Annotated in this window: 14 protein-coding genes; 10 read left to right on the top strand and 4 right to left on the bottom strand. The window is 55.2% G+C overall.

Features of this window, described 5'->3' with window-relative positions; genetic code table 11:
* Window positions 1–35: 35 nt before the first annotated feature.
* Window positions 36–725: a GntR family transcriptional regulator gene (locus ACSQ16_RS11845; protein WP_435988497.1), complete on the bottom strand. Its 690-nt coding sequence runs from the start codon at window positions 723–725 to the stop codon at window positions 36–38.
* Window positions 726–862: 137 nt separating this feature from the next.
* Here ACSQ16_RS11845 and ACSQ16_RS11840 point away from each other — a divergent pair, with 137 nt between their 5' ends.
* From ACSQ16_RS11840 to ACSQ16_RS11825, 4 genes are all read left to right on the top strand, one after another.
* Window positions 863–2,578, top strand: a complete 1,716-nt coding sequence (locus tag ACSQ16_RS11840; RefSeq protein ID WP_349581430.1) for a thiamine pyrophosphate-binding protein — start codon at window positions 863–865, stop codon at window positions 2,576–2,578.
* Window positions 2,579–2,629: 51 nt separating this feature from the next.
* Window positions 2,630–3,619 (top strand): tripartite tricarboxylate transporter substrate binding protein, encoded by a 990-nt coding sequence (locus ACSQ16_RS11835; protein WP_349581432.1) that lies wholly within the window; start codon window positions 2,630–2,632, stop codon window positions 3,617–3,619.
* Window positions 3,620–3,692: 73 nt separating this feature from the next.
* Complete coding sequence (locus ACSQ16_RS11830; protein WP_349581433.1) at window positions 3,693–4,187, top strand: tripartite tricarboxylate transporter TctB family protein; 495 nt, start codon at window positions 3,693–3,695, stop codon at window positions 4,185–4,187.
* Between the two features lies 1 nt (window position 4,188).
* Window positions 4,189–5,706, top strand: coding sequence for a tripartite tricarboxylate transporter permease (locus ACSQ16_RS11825; protein ID WP_349581435.1), 1,518 nt, complete (start codon window positions 4,189–4,191; stop codon window positions 5,704–5,706).
* On the opposite strand, the gene ACSQ16_RS11820 is transcribed toward ACSQ16_RS11825, so the two are convergent.
* Window positions 5,698–5,886, bottom strand: coding sequence for a hypothetical protein (locus ACSQ16_RS11820; protein ID WP_435988496.1), 189 nt, complete (start codon window positions 5,884–5,886; stop codon window positions 5,698–5,700). The genes ACSQ16_RS11825 and ACSQ16_RS11820 overlap by 9 nt on opposite strands.
* A 296-nt stretch (window positions 5,887–6,182) precedes the next feature.
* Here ACSQ16_RS11820 and ACSQ16_RS11815 point away from each other — a divergent pair, with 296 nt between their 5' ends.
* Complete coding sequence (locus ACSQ16_RS11815) at window positions 6,183–7,343, top strand: RsmB/NOP family class I SAM-dependent RNA methyltransferase (RefSeq protein WP_243263033.1); 1,161 nt, start codon at window positions 6,183–6,185, stop codon at window positions 7,341–7,343.
* A 292-nt stretch (window positions 7,344–7,635) separates the two neighbouring features.
* Here the strand turns inward: ACSQ16_RS11815 and ACSQ16_RS11810 are convergent, their stop codons facing one another.
* Window positions 7,636–7,815, bottom strand: a complete 180-nt coding sequence (locus ACSQ16_RS11810) for a hypothetical protein (RefSeq protein ID WP_317406219.1) — start codon at window positions 7,813–7,815, stop codon at window positions 7,636–7,638.
* A 189-nt stretch (window positions 7,816–8,004) separates the two neighbouring features.
* Between ACSQ16_RS11810 and ACSQ16_RS11805 the strand changes: the two genes are divergently transcribed.
* A complete protein-coding gene (locus ACSQ16_RS11805; RefSeq protein ID WP_394805087.1) occupies window positions 8,005–9,753 on the top strand; it encodes an ATP-binding protein in 1,749 nt (582 codons plus the stop codon).
* A gap of 33 nt (window positions 9,754–9,786) precedes the next feature.
* Here ACSQ16_RS11805 and ACSQ16_RS11800 read toward each other — a convergent pair whose 3' ends face one another.
* Window positions 9,787–10,380 (bottom strand): gamma-glutamyl kinase, encoded by a 594-nt coding sequence (locus ACSQ16_RS11800; RefSeq protein WP_093926321.1) that lies wholly within the window; start codon window positions 10,378–10,380, stop codon window positions 9,787–9,789.
* A 210-nt stretch (window positions 10,381–10,590) separates the two neighbouring features.
* Between ACSQ16_RS11800 and recA the strand changes: the two genes are divergently transcribed.
* From recA to ACSQ16_RS11780, 4 genes are all read left to right on the top strand, one after another.
* Window positions 10,591–11,655 carry a recombinase RecA gene (gene recA, locus ACSQ16_RS11795; protein ID WP_208604017.1) on the top strand — a complete coding sequence of 355 codons (1,065 nt, stop codon included), beginning with the start codon at window positions 10,591–10,593 and terminating at the stop codon, window positions 11,653–11,655.
* Window positions 11,656–11,794: 139 nt separating this feature from the next.
* Entirely contained in the window at window positions 11,795–14,452 is a 2,658-nt protein-coding gene (gene alaS / locus ACSQ16_RS11790; protein ID WP_435988495.1) for an alanine--tRNA ligase, read from the top strand.
* A gap of 5 nt (window positions 14,453–14,457) precedes the next feature.
* A complete protein-coding gene (locus ACSQ16_RS11785; protein WP_243263035.1) occupies window positions 14,458–14,745 on the top strand; it encodes a DUF1330 domain-containing protein in 288 nt (95 codons plus the stop codon).
* An 83-nt stretch (window positions 14,746–14,828) separates the two neighbouring features.
* Window positions 14,829–15,554, top strand: a complete 726-nt coding sequence (locus ACSQ16_RS11780) for a phosphatase PAP2 family protein (protein ID WP_243263036.1) — start codon at window positions 14,829–14,831, stop codon at window positions 15,552–15,554.
* The last annotated feature ends 77 nt before the right edge of the window (window positions 15,555–15,631 follow it).

The raw sequence follows: 15,631 nt of genomic DNA, 5'->3' as shown, positions 1-15,631 counted from the left end.
GCGCAAGTAACCTTGCATATCAAAGACCGATCCGGTCAGTCGCCTGGCGTGTAGAGCTCTGCAAACGCATTGCGAACGTTCTCGGTGACCGCCTCAAGCCTTTTTGTAAGGTGTTGAACCATCGCTTGCCGCGCAGCTTCGCTATCACCCTGTTTGACCGCCTGCAAAATCTCGGCGTGAGGACGAATAGTCACGACTTCGCCACCGCTTCTTTCTGCGAGTGTTCTGAGGTCGATGAGCCGAATAAAGCGTATCCGGTCGTTCACATTCTCAAGAAGGCGGATCATCTCTTTGTTGTCGGTCAATGAGGTCAGCCCAACGTGAAAGGCCTCGTCCATCCGCAGCAGTTCGGTAGGGGATGTACCCGGGGTGTAGTTGGCTTTTGATTCATCCAAGTACTGCTCAAGCTCTTTGAGCTTGGTTGGATCAGCTCGGTGAGCGGCCAAGCTTGCAGCCTCGCATTCAATTGCCGCACGCGCTTCGTAAAGATGCATGATGCCTATAGGGTTAAGCGACCTACAGAAAAACCCTTTGCCACTGCGGAAAGTAAAGAACCCTTCGGCGACCAAGCGGTTGAGAGCCTCCCGAAGTGGCGTTCGACTGGTCGCTAATTTCTTAGCCAGTTCAGTCTCGTTCAACCGGGAATCAGGCTTAAAATCATAGTTCACCGCCATCTCTTTCAGTTGGAGATAGGTGCGCTCGACGGTGGCTGGGGCTGTCTGCATCTGATTCCGAAATCCGCTCAAAACTATGTCAAAGCCGATAGTAGAAAGAGGATCAAAAGAAATCAATTGATTTGCGTTCAGACCTGTGTTTCGCTCTGTATACAGAAGTATCTACAGTTCGTATGGGAAGGCAAGCAATGAACATGAACGGGGCAGAAGTTATTCTGAGAATGCTTGAGTTGCATGGCGTTAGTCATGTTTTTGGCCTTCCAGGTGAGACCACTATCGGCTGGTATAAAGAATGGCAGAAATCTTCGACCATCGAGTATGTCCTTACTCGAGACGAGCGCACGGCCTCTTATGCCGCTGAGGCCTACGCGAAGATAACCGGCAGACCAGCGGTACTGGAAGCGCCGAGCCCCGGCGTGACCCATTGCACGCCGGGGATAACCGAAGCGTTTCTTTCTTCTGTTCCTGTCATCTATTTCAGCTCTGATGTACCCATGAACCAAGACAAAAAGCATGGGCTTACCGGGGTCGACCAAACTGCGATGTACGCAAGTATTTGCAAGGAGTCATTCTATCTAACTAATGTGAAGGACATTCCGCTACTGCTGCGCCGGGCTTTCCGGGTCGCGACGTCGGGACGCCCGGCACCGGTTCATATTCGTGTGCCAATCAATGTGTTCCACGATGAAGCTGAGATCACCGATCTCTATGCGGAAGAAGATTACCAATTCTATCCATCTCATCGGCCAGTGGCCGATCACAAGAAAATACGCAAAGCAGTTGATGCGTTGCTCTCCGCCGAAAAGCCGGTGATCATTTGTGGTCAGGGGGCATTGATCTCCAAAGCTACGGATGCGGTTCTTGAACTGGCGGAGCTGCTGCAAATTCCGGTGGGCACTACTACTCCGGGCAAGGGAATTATTCCCGAAACTCATCCTCTTGCGCTCAGAGTTGTGGGCGCGCGTGGCGGAATGGAATATTCCAATGCCTATGCAAAGGAAGCGGATTGCGTTTTCTTCATTGGTTCAAACACAGACTCGAGCGGGACCAATCATTGGAAGCTGTACGGTGATCCGGAACATACCACCTTCATGCACCTTGATATTGCTGAAGCGCATGTCGGAAACAATTACCCGCTGAAGGTTGGTATGGTCGGGGATGCGCGCGCAAGCCTTGAATACATGACAGCTGTAATCCGTGACGAACGCCCTACGCTTGCACGAAACAGAGTTGATCTTACCGAGCTGAAACGCACTGCGCTGGATGCAGTATTTAACTCTAACATTGAAATGCCTGCGGGAACCGTTTCTCCAGTTAAGCTCACGCAAGCGCTGGACAAACTACTTCCGACCGATGCGATCGTCACGGCGGAACCAGGAGTAAGTGCAATCTACCCTTCGGCGCTGCTTTCCGTGCGGGAGGCCGGTCGGCGCTATATTACAAATTACTCTATGGGCGCCTTGGGCTATTCCGTGCCTGCCGGGATCGGTGCGGCATATGCAAATGACGGCCCAGTAATCTCCTTCACGGGTGATGGTTCTATCGCATTTGTGCTGGGAGACTTTGAGACAATCAAGCGCAGTAATAAGAATATCACCGTCATCTTGACCAGAAATGATAACTACGGCTGGATCCGGGCTGAAGCCATCTTGCTGGATGATGTTGATGCCCCTTGGACCACTGATTTCGGCGCTGTTGATTATATCAAGATCGCAGAAGGGTTCGGATTCGAGACGGCACGGATCACATCAGAAGATCAAATCGAAGCGACCTTGGCTGAAGCGATAAACAACCCGGGCGCGAACTTTATTGAGATGATGGTCCCTTCCCAAGATAAGATTATCCCCTTTGTTCCTCCGTGGGTCGACGTCGCCCGCGAAAGGAAGCTGCCGTATTTCTACTAAAACCGACGTCCCATCGCCATTAGAACCGGTCAATCAACAGGAGAGAAATAAATGCAAATATTCACCTTGGTCAAATCCGCTGCGGCCTCTGCTACTATCGTCATGGGGCTCGGGTCAGCCGCACTGGCACAGGACTATCCACAAAAAGACATTATGCATATCATGCCATGGAGCGCGGGAGGCGGCACGGATACCGTCATGCGCACCTTCATGAGCTTTGCCGAAAAGCCTTTGGGCGTGGGTGTGAATACGCAAAACGTGACAGGCGCTCAGAGTGGCGTGGGCACGTTGCGTTTGATGAAGTCTCGCCCGGACGGCTACACAATTGGGTCGCTTACATGGGATAGCGTCATCACTGTTCCCTATTACGAACTGGTACCGGGCTACGACACCGAAGAGCTGGCCTATCTTGGGTCGGTTACAGTGCATCCGACTGCACTGGTCGTGCGTGCTGATGCGCCTTGGACAACGCTCGGTGAGATGGTCGAAGCTGCTCGTAAAGCGCCGGGGACTATCAAGATATCTAACGTGGGTACCGGCGGTGTGTGGCACTTGCCTGCGCTTGACTTCGAGCAACAGGCTGATGTGGAATTTCTTCACGTCCCTTACCCTAAAGGCTCTGGCCCCCAACGTGAAGCTTTACTGTCCGGCGAAACCGATGCTGCTTCGACCAGCATCTCGGCGGCCTATTCTGCAGTGGAATCAGGACAAGCCCGCGTTTTGGCCGTTATGGCCGATGAACGCGACCCAAATTTCCCTGATGTGCCGACCTTCAAGGAAGCGGGATACGACGTCGTATGGGGCGGCTTTCGGCTAATCGCCACGCAGGCTGCTGTAGATGCTGAACAGCAGGCCACTTTAGAAGCCGCTTTTGAGAAGGTGTTTCAAGACGAAGCCTTCCTCGCGAAAGCCGAGGAAACCGGCATGGGGGCCGTTTGGATGGATGGTGAAGAAACTGAAGCCTATATCTCCTCCTCGCAGACGAAAGCCTTTGCGCTGATGGATAAGCTGGTGGCCGACGGCGTGCTGGACAAGAATTGACCCACAAGGGCTGGAGTCAACGCTCCAGCCCTATCGCGGCGTGACTAAATAGCTTCGAGACGAGGGGCGACACATGACAAAATTACTCCGAGGCCAAATTCTCTTCGCCTTTGCATTGACGGTGCTAAATACCGTTTATGCAAGCCAGTTGCTGGGAATGGACAGGCCTTTCGTGAATGGCGAGCCGGGGCCTTCGTTCTTGCCAATCATCCTATGTGGATTTGTTTATGTGGCGACCTTTCTTATCATCCTGAAAGAATTTAAGGCCCAGCAGGATATAATTGCAGCAGCCGAAACATCGGATAACATTCCTCGCATTGTCATACTCGGTCCTGTCATTGCGGTAGGGCTTACGGCACTCTATATCTTGGCTTTCGTTTATGCGGGCTACATGACGGCGACCGCCGGATACACTTTCCTGATTGCGATTTATTTTAACTTTGAGCGCAACGGGAAGTGGGGGGCTTCGGCCCTTTCATCGGCAATCATCGCGCTGTTCATCACGGTTACCGGTTGGCTCTTCTTCGTTAAATTATTTGGCCTCTATTTGCCATTGTGGGAGTTCTAAGATGATCGGTCAAGTTGCTGATGGTTTCCTCGCACTCGCCAACCCCGGCACGTTCCTTCATCTTGTCGGTGGTTTTCTTTTGGGGTTGGCGTTTGGCGCAATTCCTGGCCTTACTGCGACGCTCGCCATAGCGCTTTTATTGCCGTTTACCTTTGGTATGGAAGTTAAAGACGCGCTGGTCATGGTAGCTTCTATCTATATGGCGGGGATATACGCGGGATCGATCACCGGCATCACCTTAAATATTCCCGGCGCTCCGTCAGGCGCCATCACAACACTCGACGGCCACGCACTGATGAAAGCCGGCAAAGGCACGCAGGCCCTTGGCCTCAGTGCTTTTTCGTCCTCCATCGGTGGGCTCATAGGGGTGGTTGTCCTGATCGCGCTCGCTCAGCCAATCAGTGCGTTGGCCTTGCTGTTCCAGACGCCGGATAAGTTCTCTTTGGTTCTGCTCGCGGTGGTCACCGTCACGATTGTTGCGTCGGGGTCGTTACTTAAGGCGATGTTGGCCATGGCAATCGGCTTAATGATCTCCACCGTCGGAATCGATCCGATGGTCCCAGTCGGCCGTTTTGATTTCGGCAGCTATCATCTGATTGAGGGCATTAACCTTTTACCCGCAGTCATCGGTCTTTTCGCCACCTGCGAGCTGATCGCACAAGCATCTATGCCCACCAAGGTTGGAAAGCCTGAAGCCGTGGCCAAGATACTACGTCCAAAACGGAGAGATTTTCTCCCTAATTGGACATTGATCCGCGAGGTCGGATTTTTCACCTATATTAAAAGCGCAATTATTGGCGTCTTGATTGGTATGTTGCCAGGCGGTGGCGCATCAATGGCCTCATTCATTGCCTACGCCGAAGCAAAACGTTCTTCTCGTCATCCCGAGAAGTTCGGCAAAGGGTCTTACGAGGGGTTGGCGGCCTCTGAATCTGCCAACAACGGCATGTGCGGCGGTGCGATTATTCCTTTGCTCACGATGGGGATTCCAGGCGACGCGGTAACCGCCATCATCTTCGGCGTGCTGCTCATCCACGGCCTTGTTCCTGGACCTGCGCTTTTGGGTGAGAATTTTGCAATCATCGCCCCCATGTTCGCCGCACTCTTTGCTGCGGCGATCTTTGTGTTCCTATCAGTCATTGCATTCGGCCCGATTTACTTACGTCTGTCGCAGATAAATCGAGGTCTACTCTACGCATTTATCGGCATGATTTCGATGGTCGGGGTCTATGCCTCATCCTTCTCTTTTTTCCAAATGTGGATGGCTCTCGCGATTGGTGTGTTAGCTTTTCTCCTACGCATTTTTTCCTATCCTGTAGTGCCAGCACTAATGGGGGTAATCCTCGGCCCCTACCTGGAAGAGTTTTTGCGCCGGTCACTTATCGTATCTGAGGGAGATCCAACCATTTTCCTACGTAGCCCAGGCAGTGCCGTTCTATTACTTCTGACCCTTGGTTTTATTTGGCTATTGAGAATTAGACCTGCCTTGCGCAGCAAAGTGCAAAACGCCTCAAATTGAGAGTTTACGGGTGAACCCTACAACCGCCCAATAGGGCGGATGATTGGCATGAGTTGCAATCTGAACGGCTGGCAGCTTTTCAAGTAACTCACGCGCTTCAACCGGCGCATCTGTGAAGGTATTCTCGCTTGCCAGCTGTCGAGATACTTCAAAATGCATAAAATGGCGGCTATCGAGCATCGTTCGTCCTCTGAAAAAGCGATTGAAAGTGGGCTCAAAGCTCGAAGTTGCGAGATTTCCTGAAGCGAAAATGATCGCCTTCCGTCCAGCCATTTGGGAGTGTATACCTCTGTTCAGAGGGTGATCTACTGATGCTGACTGATGCAGTAAGGTGAAAAATATTAAGAAATTCAATAAGCTTCGGCTATATGATAATCACATGCATGACGTGCAGATCACCCGTGAGAGCCCGAACTACCGTATCGGTTAAAAGCAAAGAGAACGGCCTGCGGGCCCTTCGTGAAAAGGAAGATGCCATGACCCCGGGCGCGCGCGTATCAGCTGCGATAGAAGTTTTGGACGCGATCGCCGGGGGGCTGGCCGCTGAACAGGCGCTAACCCGTTGGGCGCGGCAAAGCCGTTTTGCCGGTTCCAAAGATCGGGCTGCTGTGCGGGATCATGTATTTGATGTGCTACGCCAAAAACGAACTGCGGCCCATTATGGGGGCAGTGAGGCGGGCCGGGCGTTAATGATTGGTATGCTGCACGGGCAGAAGGCTGATCTTGACGCGTTGTTCACAGGCGAAGGGCACGCGCCTATGCCGTTGAGCGAGGAGGAGCGCCGGTTCCCGCAAACACCCGAAGACCGCGCGACGAACCTTAACTTGCCCGACTGGTTGCTACCTCTGTTTGATACCGCACTTGGTGAGAAAGCAGATGCCGCCGCCTTAGCGCTGCAGGAACGTGGGCCGATTTGCCTGCGCGTCAACACAGCGCGGATCGAAGTGGCCGCCGCGCAAGAGCTACTGGCCGAAGATGGCGTTCAAACCCGAGCCAACCCTTTGACCGCTGCTGCACTGACAGTCACCGAAGGCCCGCGCCGGATACGAAATTCACGGGCGTTTATTGATGGTTATGTCGAATTGCAGGATGCAGCCAGCCAAGCCGTTGTCGCTGGTTTGCCTTTGGGTGGGCGGGTGCTCGATTATTGCGCCGGGGGCGGAGGCAAGGCGCTGGCTTTGGCGATGGACCCCTCACGGCAAATCACCGCCCATGACATCGACCCGCGCCGGATGAGCGATCTGCCGCTCCGCGCTGAACGCGCTGGCGTGGAGATTTCGATTGCAGACCGCGAACAGGTCGTGGCTGACGGCCCCTATGATCTTGTCCTGTGCGATGCGCCTTGTTCGGGCTCTGGCGCATGGCGGCGCGCGGCGGAAGGAAAATGGACCCTTACCCCCGATCGCCTGACCGAATTGACCGGCATTCAGGATCAAATTCTTGATGCTGCAGCGACACTTACAACGGCACAGGGCGTATTGGCCTATGCGACATGCTCTTTGTTCCGAGAAGAAAACGAAGCACGGGTAGACGCTTTTCTGACCCGCCATCCGGAGTGGAAAGCGACGCGAATGGACCGCTTTGACATCACTTCCGAGGGCGACGGCTTCTTCGTAGCACAGTTGACGCGCGATTAAATACCTCCATAATCAACCAATGCGTGCAAAGCGGTCAGAGTTAAAGCCTGCTTAACCTCTGTCGCACGTAATAGTCATATGATTCGGTTGTTGGGGGAATTGCGTGCGGCAGGACGTTCGTCATTCAGCGGTTGGGGGCCACGCAGGTCAGGGGCGGCTATGGTTGCTTGGGCTACTGTCTACGGCCGCAGCCGGTCTTGCGCTGCGCAGCACAGAGGTTGCGATAGCAATCGGCTTTACAGTATCCGCTATTACGTTTGGTTTGATATTGTTAGGCTATTTAGGTCTGGACCTACGCACCAAAGCCCGGGATCAGGCGCGCTCTGCCGGGGTGACAGATTTCATCGCTGACGACGCCACTCCCAGCTTCATAGTAGCGACGGACAGGCAGATTCTGTATCGCAATCAGGCGGCTGAAGTGCAGTTTGGCGGTCAGCAGGAAGAAACCCTTGCGGGGGTCCTGCAGACCCATTTTTCCAATCCTGTTGGTCTTCTCTATCGCCTTCAATCGCGGGCGGCCGTTAGTGGCACTGCGCGAGAGGAAGTGATTACCCGCAAGGGCCCGGTTCGGATATCTGCCCACCAGCTTTCTGTTGAGCGTTTCTTGTGGCGGATTGATCCCGTTCCCGCCCGCGATGGCGTGCGCAGCGCTCAGGAAAGCATGGCACTACCGATGGTGATGGTCGGTCGTAGCGGGGCTATCCTTTTTATGAATGACGCAGCACGCACCGTTGTTGGGGACCGGGTGAAATCCTTGGACCGGTTATTTATCTCGCTCCCCATAACGCCCGGGACGGTTACTGAAATCACAACTGCCGCAGGCAATCGGCAGGTTCTGGTAGGCGAGATTGAGGCAGGTGCCAATCGCCGCGCAATCTATCTCTTGCCGCCGCCCGAAGGGGCTAACCCCGCGACTGACTTGGGCTGGGAATCTTTCCAAGACCTCCCCGTACCCCTGATTAAGCTTGGCCCTGATGGGACTGTCCTGGCTTTCAACCGTATGGCGGCTAAGCTGCTTGGCGTATCGCTGCGACGGAAAGCACATCTTTCGCAGTTAATGGAAGGCTTGGGCCGCTCTATCTCGGATTGGTTGGATGACAGTCTGGCGGGGCGACTGGTGCAGAAATCCGAATTTCTTAGGCTAACCCGTACGGATCAAGAAATCTTTGTGCAGGTCTCGCTCAACCGGATATCGGACGGAGAAGAACCGGCTTTGATCGCAGTACTGCAAGACGCGACTGAATTGAAATCCCTTGAGGCGCAATTTGTGCAGAGCCAGAAAATGCAGGCCATCGGCCAGTTGGCGGGGGGCGTGGCGCATGATTTTAACAATCTTCTCACCGCTATTTCGGGCCATTGCGATCTGCTCTTGCTGCGCCATGATCAAGGCGATCCCGATTTCAGCGATCTGGTTCAGATCAACCAGAACGCCAATCGGGCCGCTGCCCTCGTCGGTCAGTTGCTAGCCTTCTCTCGCAAGCAAACTTTGCGCCCTGAAACGCTTAACATGCGCGATACGCTGGCCGATCTAACCCATCTGCTCAACCGTTTGGTCGGAGAAAAGGTAACACTTACGCTAAGCCATGATCCGGTGTTGGCCCCCATTCGCGCTGACAAGCGTCAATTGGAGCAGGTGTTGATGAACCTCGTTGTAAATGCGCGGGACGCAATGCCGGCCGGAGGGGAGATCCGCATCGTGACGGAGGTGAGCACTCTTGAGCAGCCGCTTGAGCGGGACCGGGTCAGCGTGCCCGCCGGACGCTATGTAACTGTCCAAGTGAATGATGATGGCACCGGGATCCCGCGGGATAGACTGCAAAAGGTATTTGAGCCGTTTTTCACCACCAAACGGACGGGTGAAGGCACGGGCCTAGGTCTCTCAACCGCCTATGGCATCGTCAAACAAACGGGCGGGTTTATCTTTGTCGACAGCGAGGTGGGGCGGGGTACATCTTTCATCTTGTATTTCCCTGTGCTCGAAGGGCAGCCCACGACGGTTTCTCGGGCCTCTGTGTCTCAACCGGAAGAGGGACTGCCGCAGCGTTCGGATGGTGTGATCTTGTTGGTAGAAGATGAAGCGCCAGTGCGGGCCTTTGCCAGCCGCGCTTTGCGCCTGCGCGGATATACTGTCCTGGAGGCGGAATCAGCGGAAGCTGCATTGAAAACTCTCGAAGACAAAGAACTTGTTATCGACGTTTTTGTGACAGACGTCGTGATGCCCGGAATGGACGGCCCAAGCTGGGTGCGTCAGGCACTTAAACAGCGACCCGATGTACGTGTCGTCTTCGTTTCGGGCTATGCGGAGGATAACTTTGGCGAAGAGCAGTCAAAAATTCCAAACTCGGTCTTTCTGCCTAAGCCTTTTTCACTGACTGATCTGACCAACACGGTACATAACCAATTGCACTAAACACTATGCCCCAAACATTTAAATAAGTTCCAGTTAGGGAATCGACTCGTAAAGCTCAAATTCTGCCGCAAATTTTCGACGAAAGCGCTTCTCGACGGTTGGCGAAAGTTCGATCGCCATCTTAGGCGAGACATTCTCTCGGCCAAGTGACAGGCTCATTTCTAGTCGTTCCTCCAAGAAGCTGCGTAGCCGCTGCTGATCTTCATAGCGAAAGTGGTGGGTGATGCCGGTGCCGTTTGGCTGGGTCTCCATGAACTTTGACTGACTTCCCACATCTGCGAAACCCGGCTTGTTTCCCTTCATATAGGCGAGCACAAATTCATCGAATGTGATACCGAATGTGTTGTTGGGTTTGCCCTCCATGAAGGGACGCTGGCGATAGCGATACCAACTGCCCAACCATGATATGGGCTCACGCATCACCGCCATAAGCTCAAGCTCTGCATCACAGACATTAAGGAACATCGGCCGGATGAAGCGGTTGTAGCGGTAAACCGGAGCGTGCTTCAGCATGGGCGGCTCAGAAATCAACATGTCCGCACGCGGCGCGAGGGCTTTCTCATAGGCAGTGGTTCCGGTTTTCGGCACGGACAGAAAAGCCAACCGCTCTTTAAAAAAAACAATCACGCGTGCCTTAACTCCTTGCTGCGAATGACCCCATATTTGCGGGGTAAACCATTTCTTTACCATTCCAGATAAAACTTAAAGCGCAAACAAAGTGATTGAAATGTTCTCCGTTTGCCCTCATATGGAACATTAGAAGAACATGTGCAGCGCAGCGCGCGGGCGATTGCCGCCGGGGCGCCACTGTGACACTAAGGGAAGAACCTAATGGCAATGGCAGATCTTTTGACAATGGACAGCAAGAAAACCGCGGAAAAGCAAAAGGCGCTCGACAGCGCGCTGGCCCAGATCGAACGTCAGTTCGGCAAAGGCTCGATCATGAAATTGGGCGCCGAAGGGGCGATCCAAGACATCAAGGCCAGCTCAACAGGCTCGCTTGGCCTCGATATCGCGCTTGGCATTGGCGGTTTGCCGATGGGGCGTATCATCGAGATTTACGGCCCGGAATCTTCGGGTAAAACCACGCTGACCCTGCACTGCGTGGCGGAACAGCAGAAAGCTGGCGGCGTTTGCGCCTTCGTCGATGCGGAGCACGCGCTTGACCCACAATATGCGAAAAAGCTTGGCGTGGATATTGATGAACTGCTGATTTCGCAGCCTGACACAGGCGAACAGGCGTTGGAGATTACTGATACGCTTGTGCGCTCTGGTGCGGTGAATATGGTTATCGTCGACTCGGTGGCGGCTTTGACACCAAAATCCGAACTCGAAGGCGAAATGGGTGACAGCAGCGTCGGCGTGCAGGCACGACTGATGAGCCAAGCCATGCGGAAGCTCACCGGTTCGATCAGCCGCTCCAATTGTATGGTGATCTTCATCAACCAGATCAGGATGAAGATCGGCGTCATGTTCGGCTCGCCCGAGACGACGACCGGCGGTAATGCGTTGAAATTCTATTCGTCTGTCCGGCTCGACATTCGCCGCATCGGCGCATTGAAGGACCGCGATGAAGTTGTCGGCAATGCGACGAAGGTTAAGGTCGTCAAGAACAAGGTTGCGCCGCCCTTCAAGCAGGTCGAGTTCGACATCATGTATGGCGAAGGTATTTCGAAAATGGGCGAATTGCTTGATCTGGGGGTCAAGGCCGGCGTGGTCGATAAGTCAGGATCATGGTTCAGCTACGGTGATGAGCGGATCGGGCAGGGGCGTGAGAACGCTAAGAACTTCCTGAAAGAAAATACCGCCATGGCCTCCGAGATCGAAGACAAGATCCGCGCGGCACATGGGTTGGATTTTGATGGATCCGGTGGTGACGACGCGGATATCCTTGAAGCGTAAAGCCTTCGGGTCGGACCTGATATTTCGAAGGGGGCGTGGCCATGGGCTGCGCCCCCTTTTTCATGGGCAGGAACGGTAGACAGCGCCGGGGCTGAGGGGTATTTGGGACCGACCCAATCTGCCCCGGAAGGCCTCGCCCATGAAGACGCTGAATGAAATTCGCTCAACTTTTCTGAATTATTTCGATGCGCAGGGGCATCAGATCGTGCCCTCCAGCCCATTGGTGCCGCGCAATGACCCGACGTTGATGTTCACGGCTGCCGGTATGGTGCAGTTCAAGAATCTCTTTACCGGGGTCGAAACCCGCGATTACAGCCGCGCCACGTCGGCCCAGAAATGTGTGCGCGCGGGCGGCAAACATAACGATCTCGACAATGTGGGTTATACTGCACGGCACCACACGTTCTTCGAGATGTTGGGCAACTTCAGTTTCGGGGATTACTTTAAATCCGAAGCGATCCCCTTTGCCTGGGACCTGCTGACCAAGGAATTCGGCATTGACCCGAACCGCCTGCTGGTCACGGTTTACCATACGGATGAAGAAGCGGTGAAAATCTGGAAAGCCCACACCGGCCTGCCGGACGACCGCATTATCCGCATCGCCACGGACGATAATTTCTGGTCGGCTGGCCCAACCGGCCCCTGTGGACCCTGTACTGAAATCTTCTACGACCACGGCGACCATATTTGGGGTGGCCCCCCCGGATCACCGGAGGAAGATGGTGACCGTTTTGTCGAGATCTGGAACCTTGTTTTCATGCAATACGAGCAGTTCGAGGACGGCACGCGCCAGCCGTTGCCGAACCAGTCGATTGACACCGGCATGGGGATCGAGCGGGTCGCGGCGTTGCTGCAGGGCACGAATGACAACTACGCCACCGATCTGATGCGCAGCCTGATTGAGGCCAGTGCGCATGCGTCTTCGACCGATCCCGACGGGCCGGGCAAGACCCACCACCGGGTGATTGCGGACCACCTGCGTTCAACCTCCTTCCTTATTGCCGACGGGGTTATGCCCTCGAACGAGGGCCGCGGCTATGTATTGCGCCGGATCATGCGTCGCGCCATGCGGCACGCGCATTTGCTGGGCGTTAAGGACCCGTTAATGCATCAACTGGTACCGTCGCTGGTGCAGCAGATGGGTGCGGCTTACCCTGAATTGGGTCAGGCCCAATCGCTCATTCGTGAGACGTTGTTGCTGGAGGAAACCCGTTTCCGCCAAACGCTCGACCGGGGTTTGAAGCTGTTGGACGATGAGTTGAGCTCACTCCCAGAGGGGGCGACCCTGCCGGGGGAGGCCGCGTTTAAGCTTTATGATACCTACGGGTTCCCACTTGACCTTACGCAGGACGCGTTGCGGGAAAAGGGACGTGCGGTTGACACCGATGGGTTCGACACTGCGATGCAGGCACAAAAGGCCAAAGCCCGCGCCGCTTGGGCCGGGTCGGGCGAAGCGGCGGATGCGACTGTCTGGTTTGACGTGGCTGACAAGAGCGGCACCACTGAATTCTTGGGCTATGACACTGAAAGCGCGGAAGGTCAGATCGTTGCCTTGGTACAGGGCAGTGACAAAGTCGACTCTGCAGCCGTTGGCAGTGACGTGCAAGTCGCGCTGAACCAGACACCTTTCTACGCTGAAAGCGGCGGGCAGGTTGGCGATACTGGCGTGATCCGCACCCAAAGCGGCATCGTCAATGTAACGGACACGCGTAAATCTGCGGGCGTTTTCGTGCATTTCGGCCATGTCGTCGAAGGCGAAGTGAAACCCGGCCAGACGGCGGTTCTTAATGTCGACCCGGCGCGGCGTACCGCGATCCGTGCCAATCACTCGGCCACGCACCTGTTGCATGAGGCGTTGCGCAACGCACTTGGCGACCATGTTTCGCAGCGTGGATCGTTGAATGCGCACGACCGGCTGCGGTTCGATTTTTCGCATGCCAAGGGCTTAACGCAGGAAGAGCTGAGCCAGGTCGAGCGCGAGGTGAATGATTATATCCGCCAAAACACGCCGGTTGAGACTCGGATCATGACCCCAGATGATGCCCGTGGCATGGGCGCACAGGCGCTTTTCGGTGAGAAATACGGCGATGAAGTGCGGGTTGTCTCAATGGGGCAGCTTGAAGGCTCGGGTAAGGGCAGCGACAAATCAACCTATTCGCTTGAGCTTTGCGGCGGCACCCATGTGCGGCAAACGGGCGATATCGGCGCTTTTGTTCTACTGGGCGATAGTGCCAGCAGTGCGGGCGTCCGCCGGATTGAAGCGCTGACTGGTACAGAAGCATTGGCTTGGCTGCGTGAGCAAGAGGCCGCCTTGAGCCGCGTCGCGGCGGAATTGAAAACCTCGACAAGCGATGTGCCTGATCGTGTCCGCGCGCTTCTTGACGAACGCCGCAGCCTTTCCAACGAAGTGGCCCAGTTGCGCCGCGAATTGGCGATGTCTGGTGGCGGCGCGGCAGCACCCGAAGCACGCGAAGTGAATGGTGTGAGGTTCGTCGGCCAAGTGTTGAGCGGCGTGACGGGCAAAGACTTGCCGGGTCTGGTGGACGAACATAAGGCCAAACTTGGTTCAGGCGCGGTGCTGTTGATTGCCGATACTGGCGGCAAAGCAGCGGTTGCAGGCGGCGTTACCAAAGATTTGACAGATCACCTTTCGGCGGTCGACATGGTGAAGGCCGCGGTGGCTGAACTGGGCGGCAAAGGCGGCGGCGGCCGTCCTGATATGGCACAGGGCGGCGGTGCTTCGGCAGAGAATGCAGAGGCCGCGATCGCTGCCGCTGAAAACATCTTGAAAGGATAAGACTCATGGGCGCACTTTGGATTGCACATGTCACTGTCTCTGACGAAGAGGCGTATAAGAAATACGCGGTCGGTGCGACCGAAGCGATTGCTGCCCACGGCGGTAAGTTTATCGCACGCGGCGGACGTTTTGTGCAGCTTGAAGGCAAAGAGCGGCCTCGCAACGTCGTGGCCCGTTTCCCCGATGTCGATACGGCGGAAAAATGTTACCATTCAGATGCTTATCAAACGGCGTTGAGCTATGCACGCGGTGCATCTGAGCGGGAGCTGATGATCGTCGAAACTGACGAGTGATCTAAAGCAGCTCCGCCTTGGTGAAAGGCGGGGCGCTTTGCCGCCGATTGGGGAACCTTCCATCGGAACTGAGGTTGATCCACATGAACCTCACCCGAATATCCGCCTTAGCCCGCTGGTGTCGCCGCCACGTGGAAGTGACAACGCTGGCGTTGATGAGCCTTTCCATCGGGGCGGTTTGGATTTTAGCGGAGCTTACCGAGGAAGTTGTCGAGGGCAGTACCAGCAACCTCGACCGCGACATTCTATTGTTCCTGCGCACACCCGGAGACCTCTCGGATCCCATTGGTCCGTGGTGGGTCGAAGAGATCGGCCGCGACCTGACGGCGTTGGGCGGGGTGGCCGTCCTTGTGCTGACTACAGTCGTGGTGTCGCTGTTCTTTTTGTTACATCGGCGTTGGTCGACGATGGTCTATATCCTTGCCACCGTGGGCGGTGGAATCGTGCTAAGCAGTATCGCCAAAGAATTCTTCGACCGCCCTCGACCTGATCTCGTTCCGCATGAATCTTTGGTGCATACAGCGAGTTTTCCTTCGGGCCATTCGATGATGGCGGCGGTGGCGTATCTGACCCTCGGGGCGATGGTGGCGCGGGCGCAAAAGCGATGGGCGCTTAAGGTCTATACTTTGTCCGTCGCCGTTTTATTGACGCTTCTGGTCGGGATGAGCCGGATTTATATGGGGGTGCATTGGCCGACGGATGTGGCGGCCGGCTGGCTCGCGGGCGGGGCTTGGGCGGTGCTGTGCCTGCTTATCGCGCGGAGTTTGGCAAAGCGGGGGCATATCGAACAGGAAGCGAGCGACGCATAGCTCAGGTTCCGATCCACGGCTTGAAAACAAAAAGGGGCAGCGCATCACTAAGATGCGCTGCCCCTTCCAAATTATGG

Source organism: Sulfitobacter sp. SH24 (assembly GCF_965641895.1).
GTDB classification, from domain to species: Bacteria; Pseudomonadota; Alphaproteobacteria; order Rhodobacterales; family Rhodobacteraceae; genus Sulfitobacter; species Sulfitobacter dubius.
This window is presented reverse-complemented; position numbering and strand designations above follow the sequence as displayed.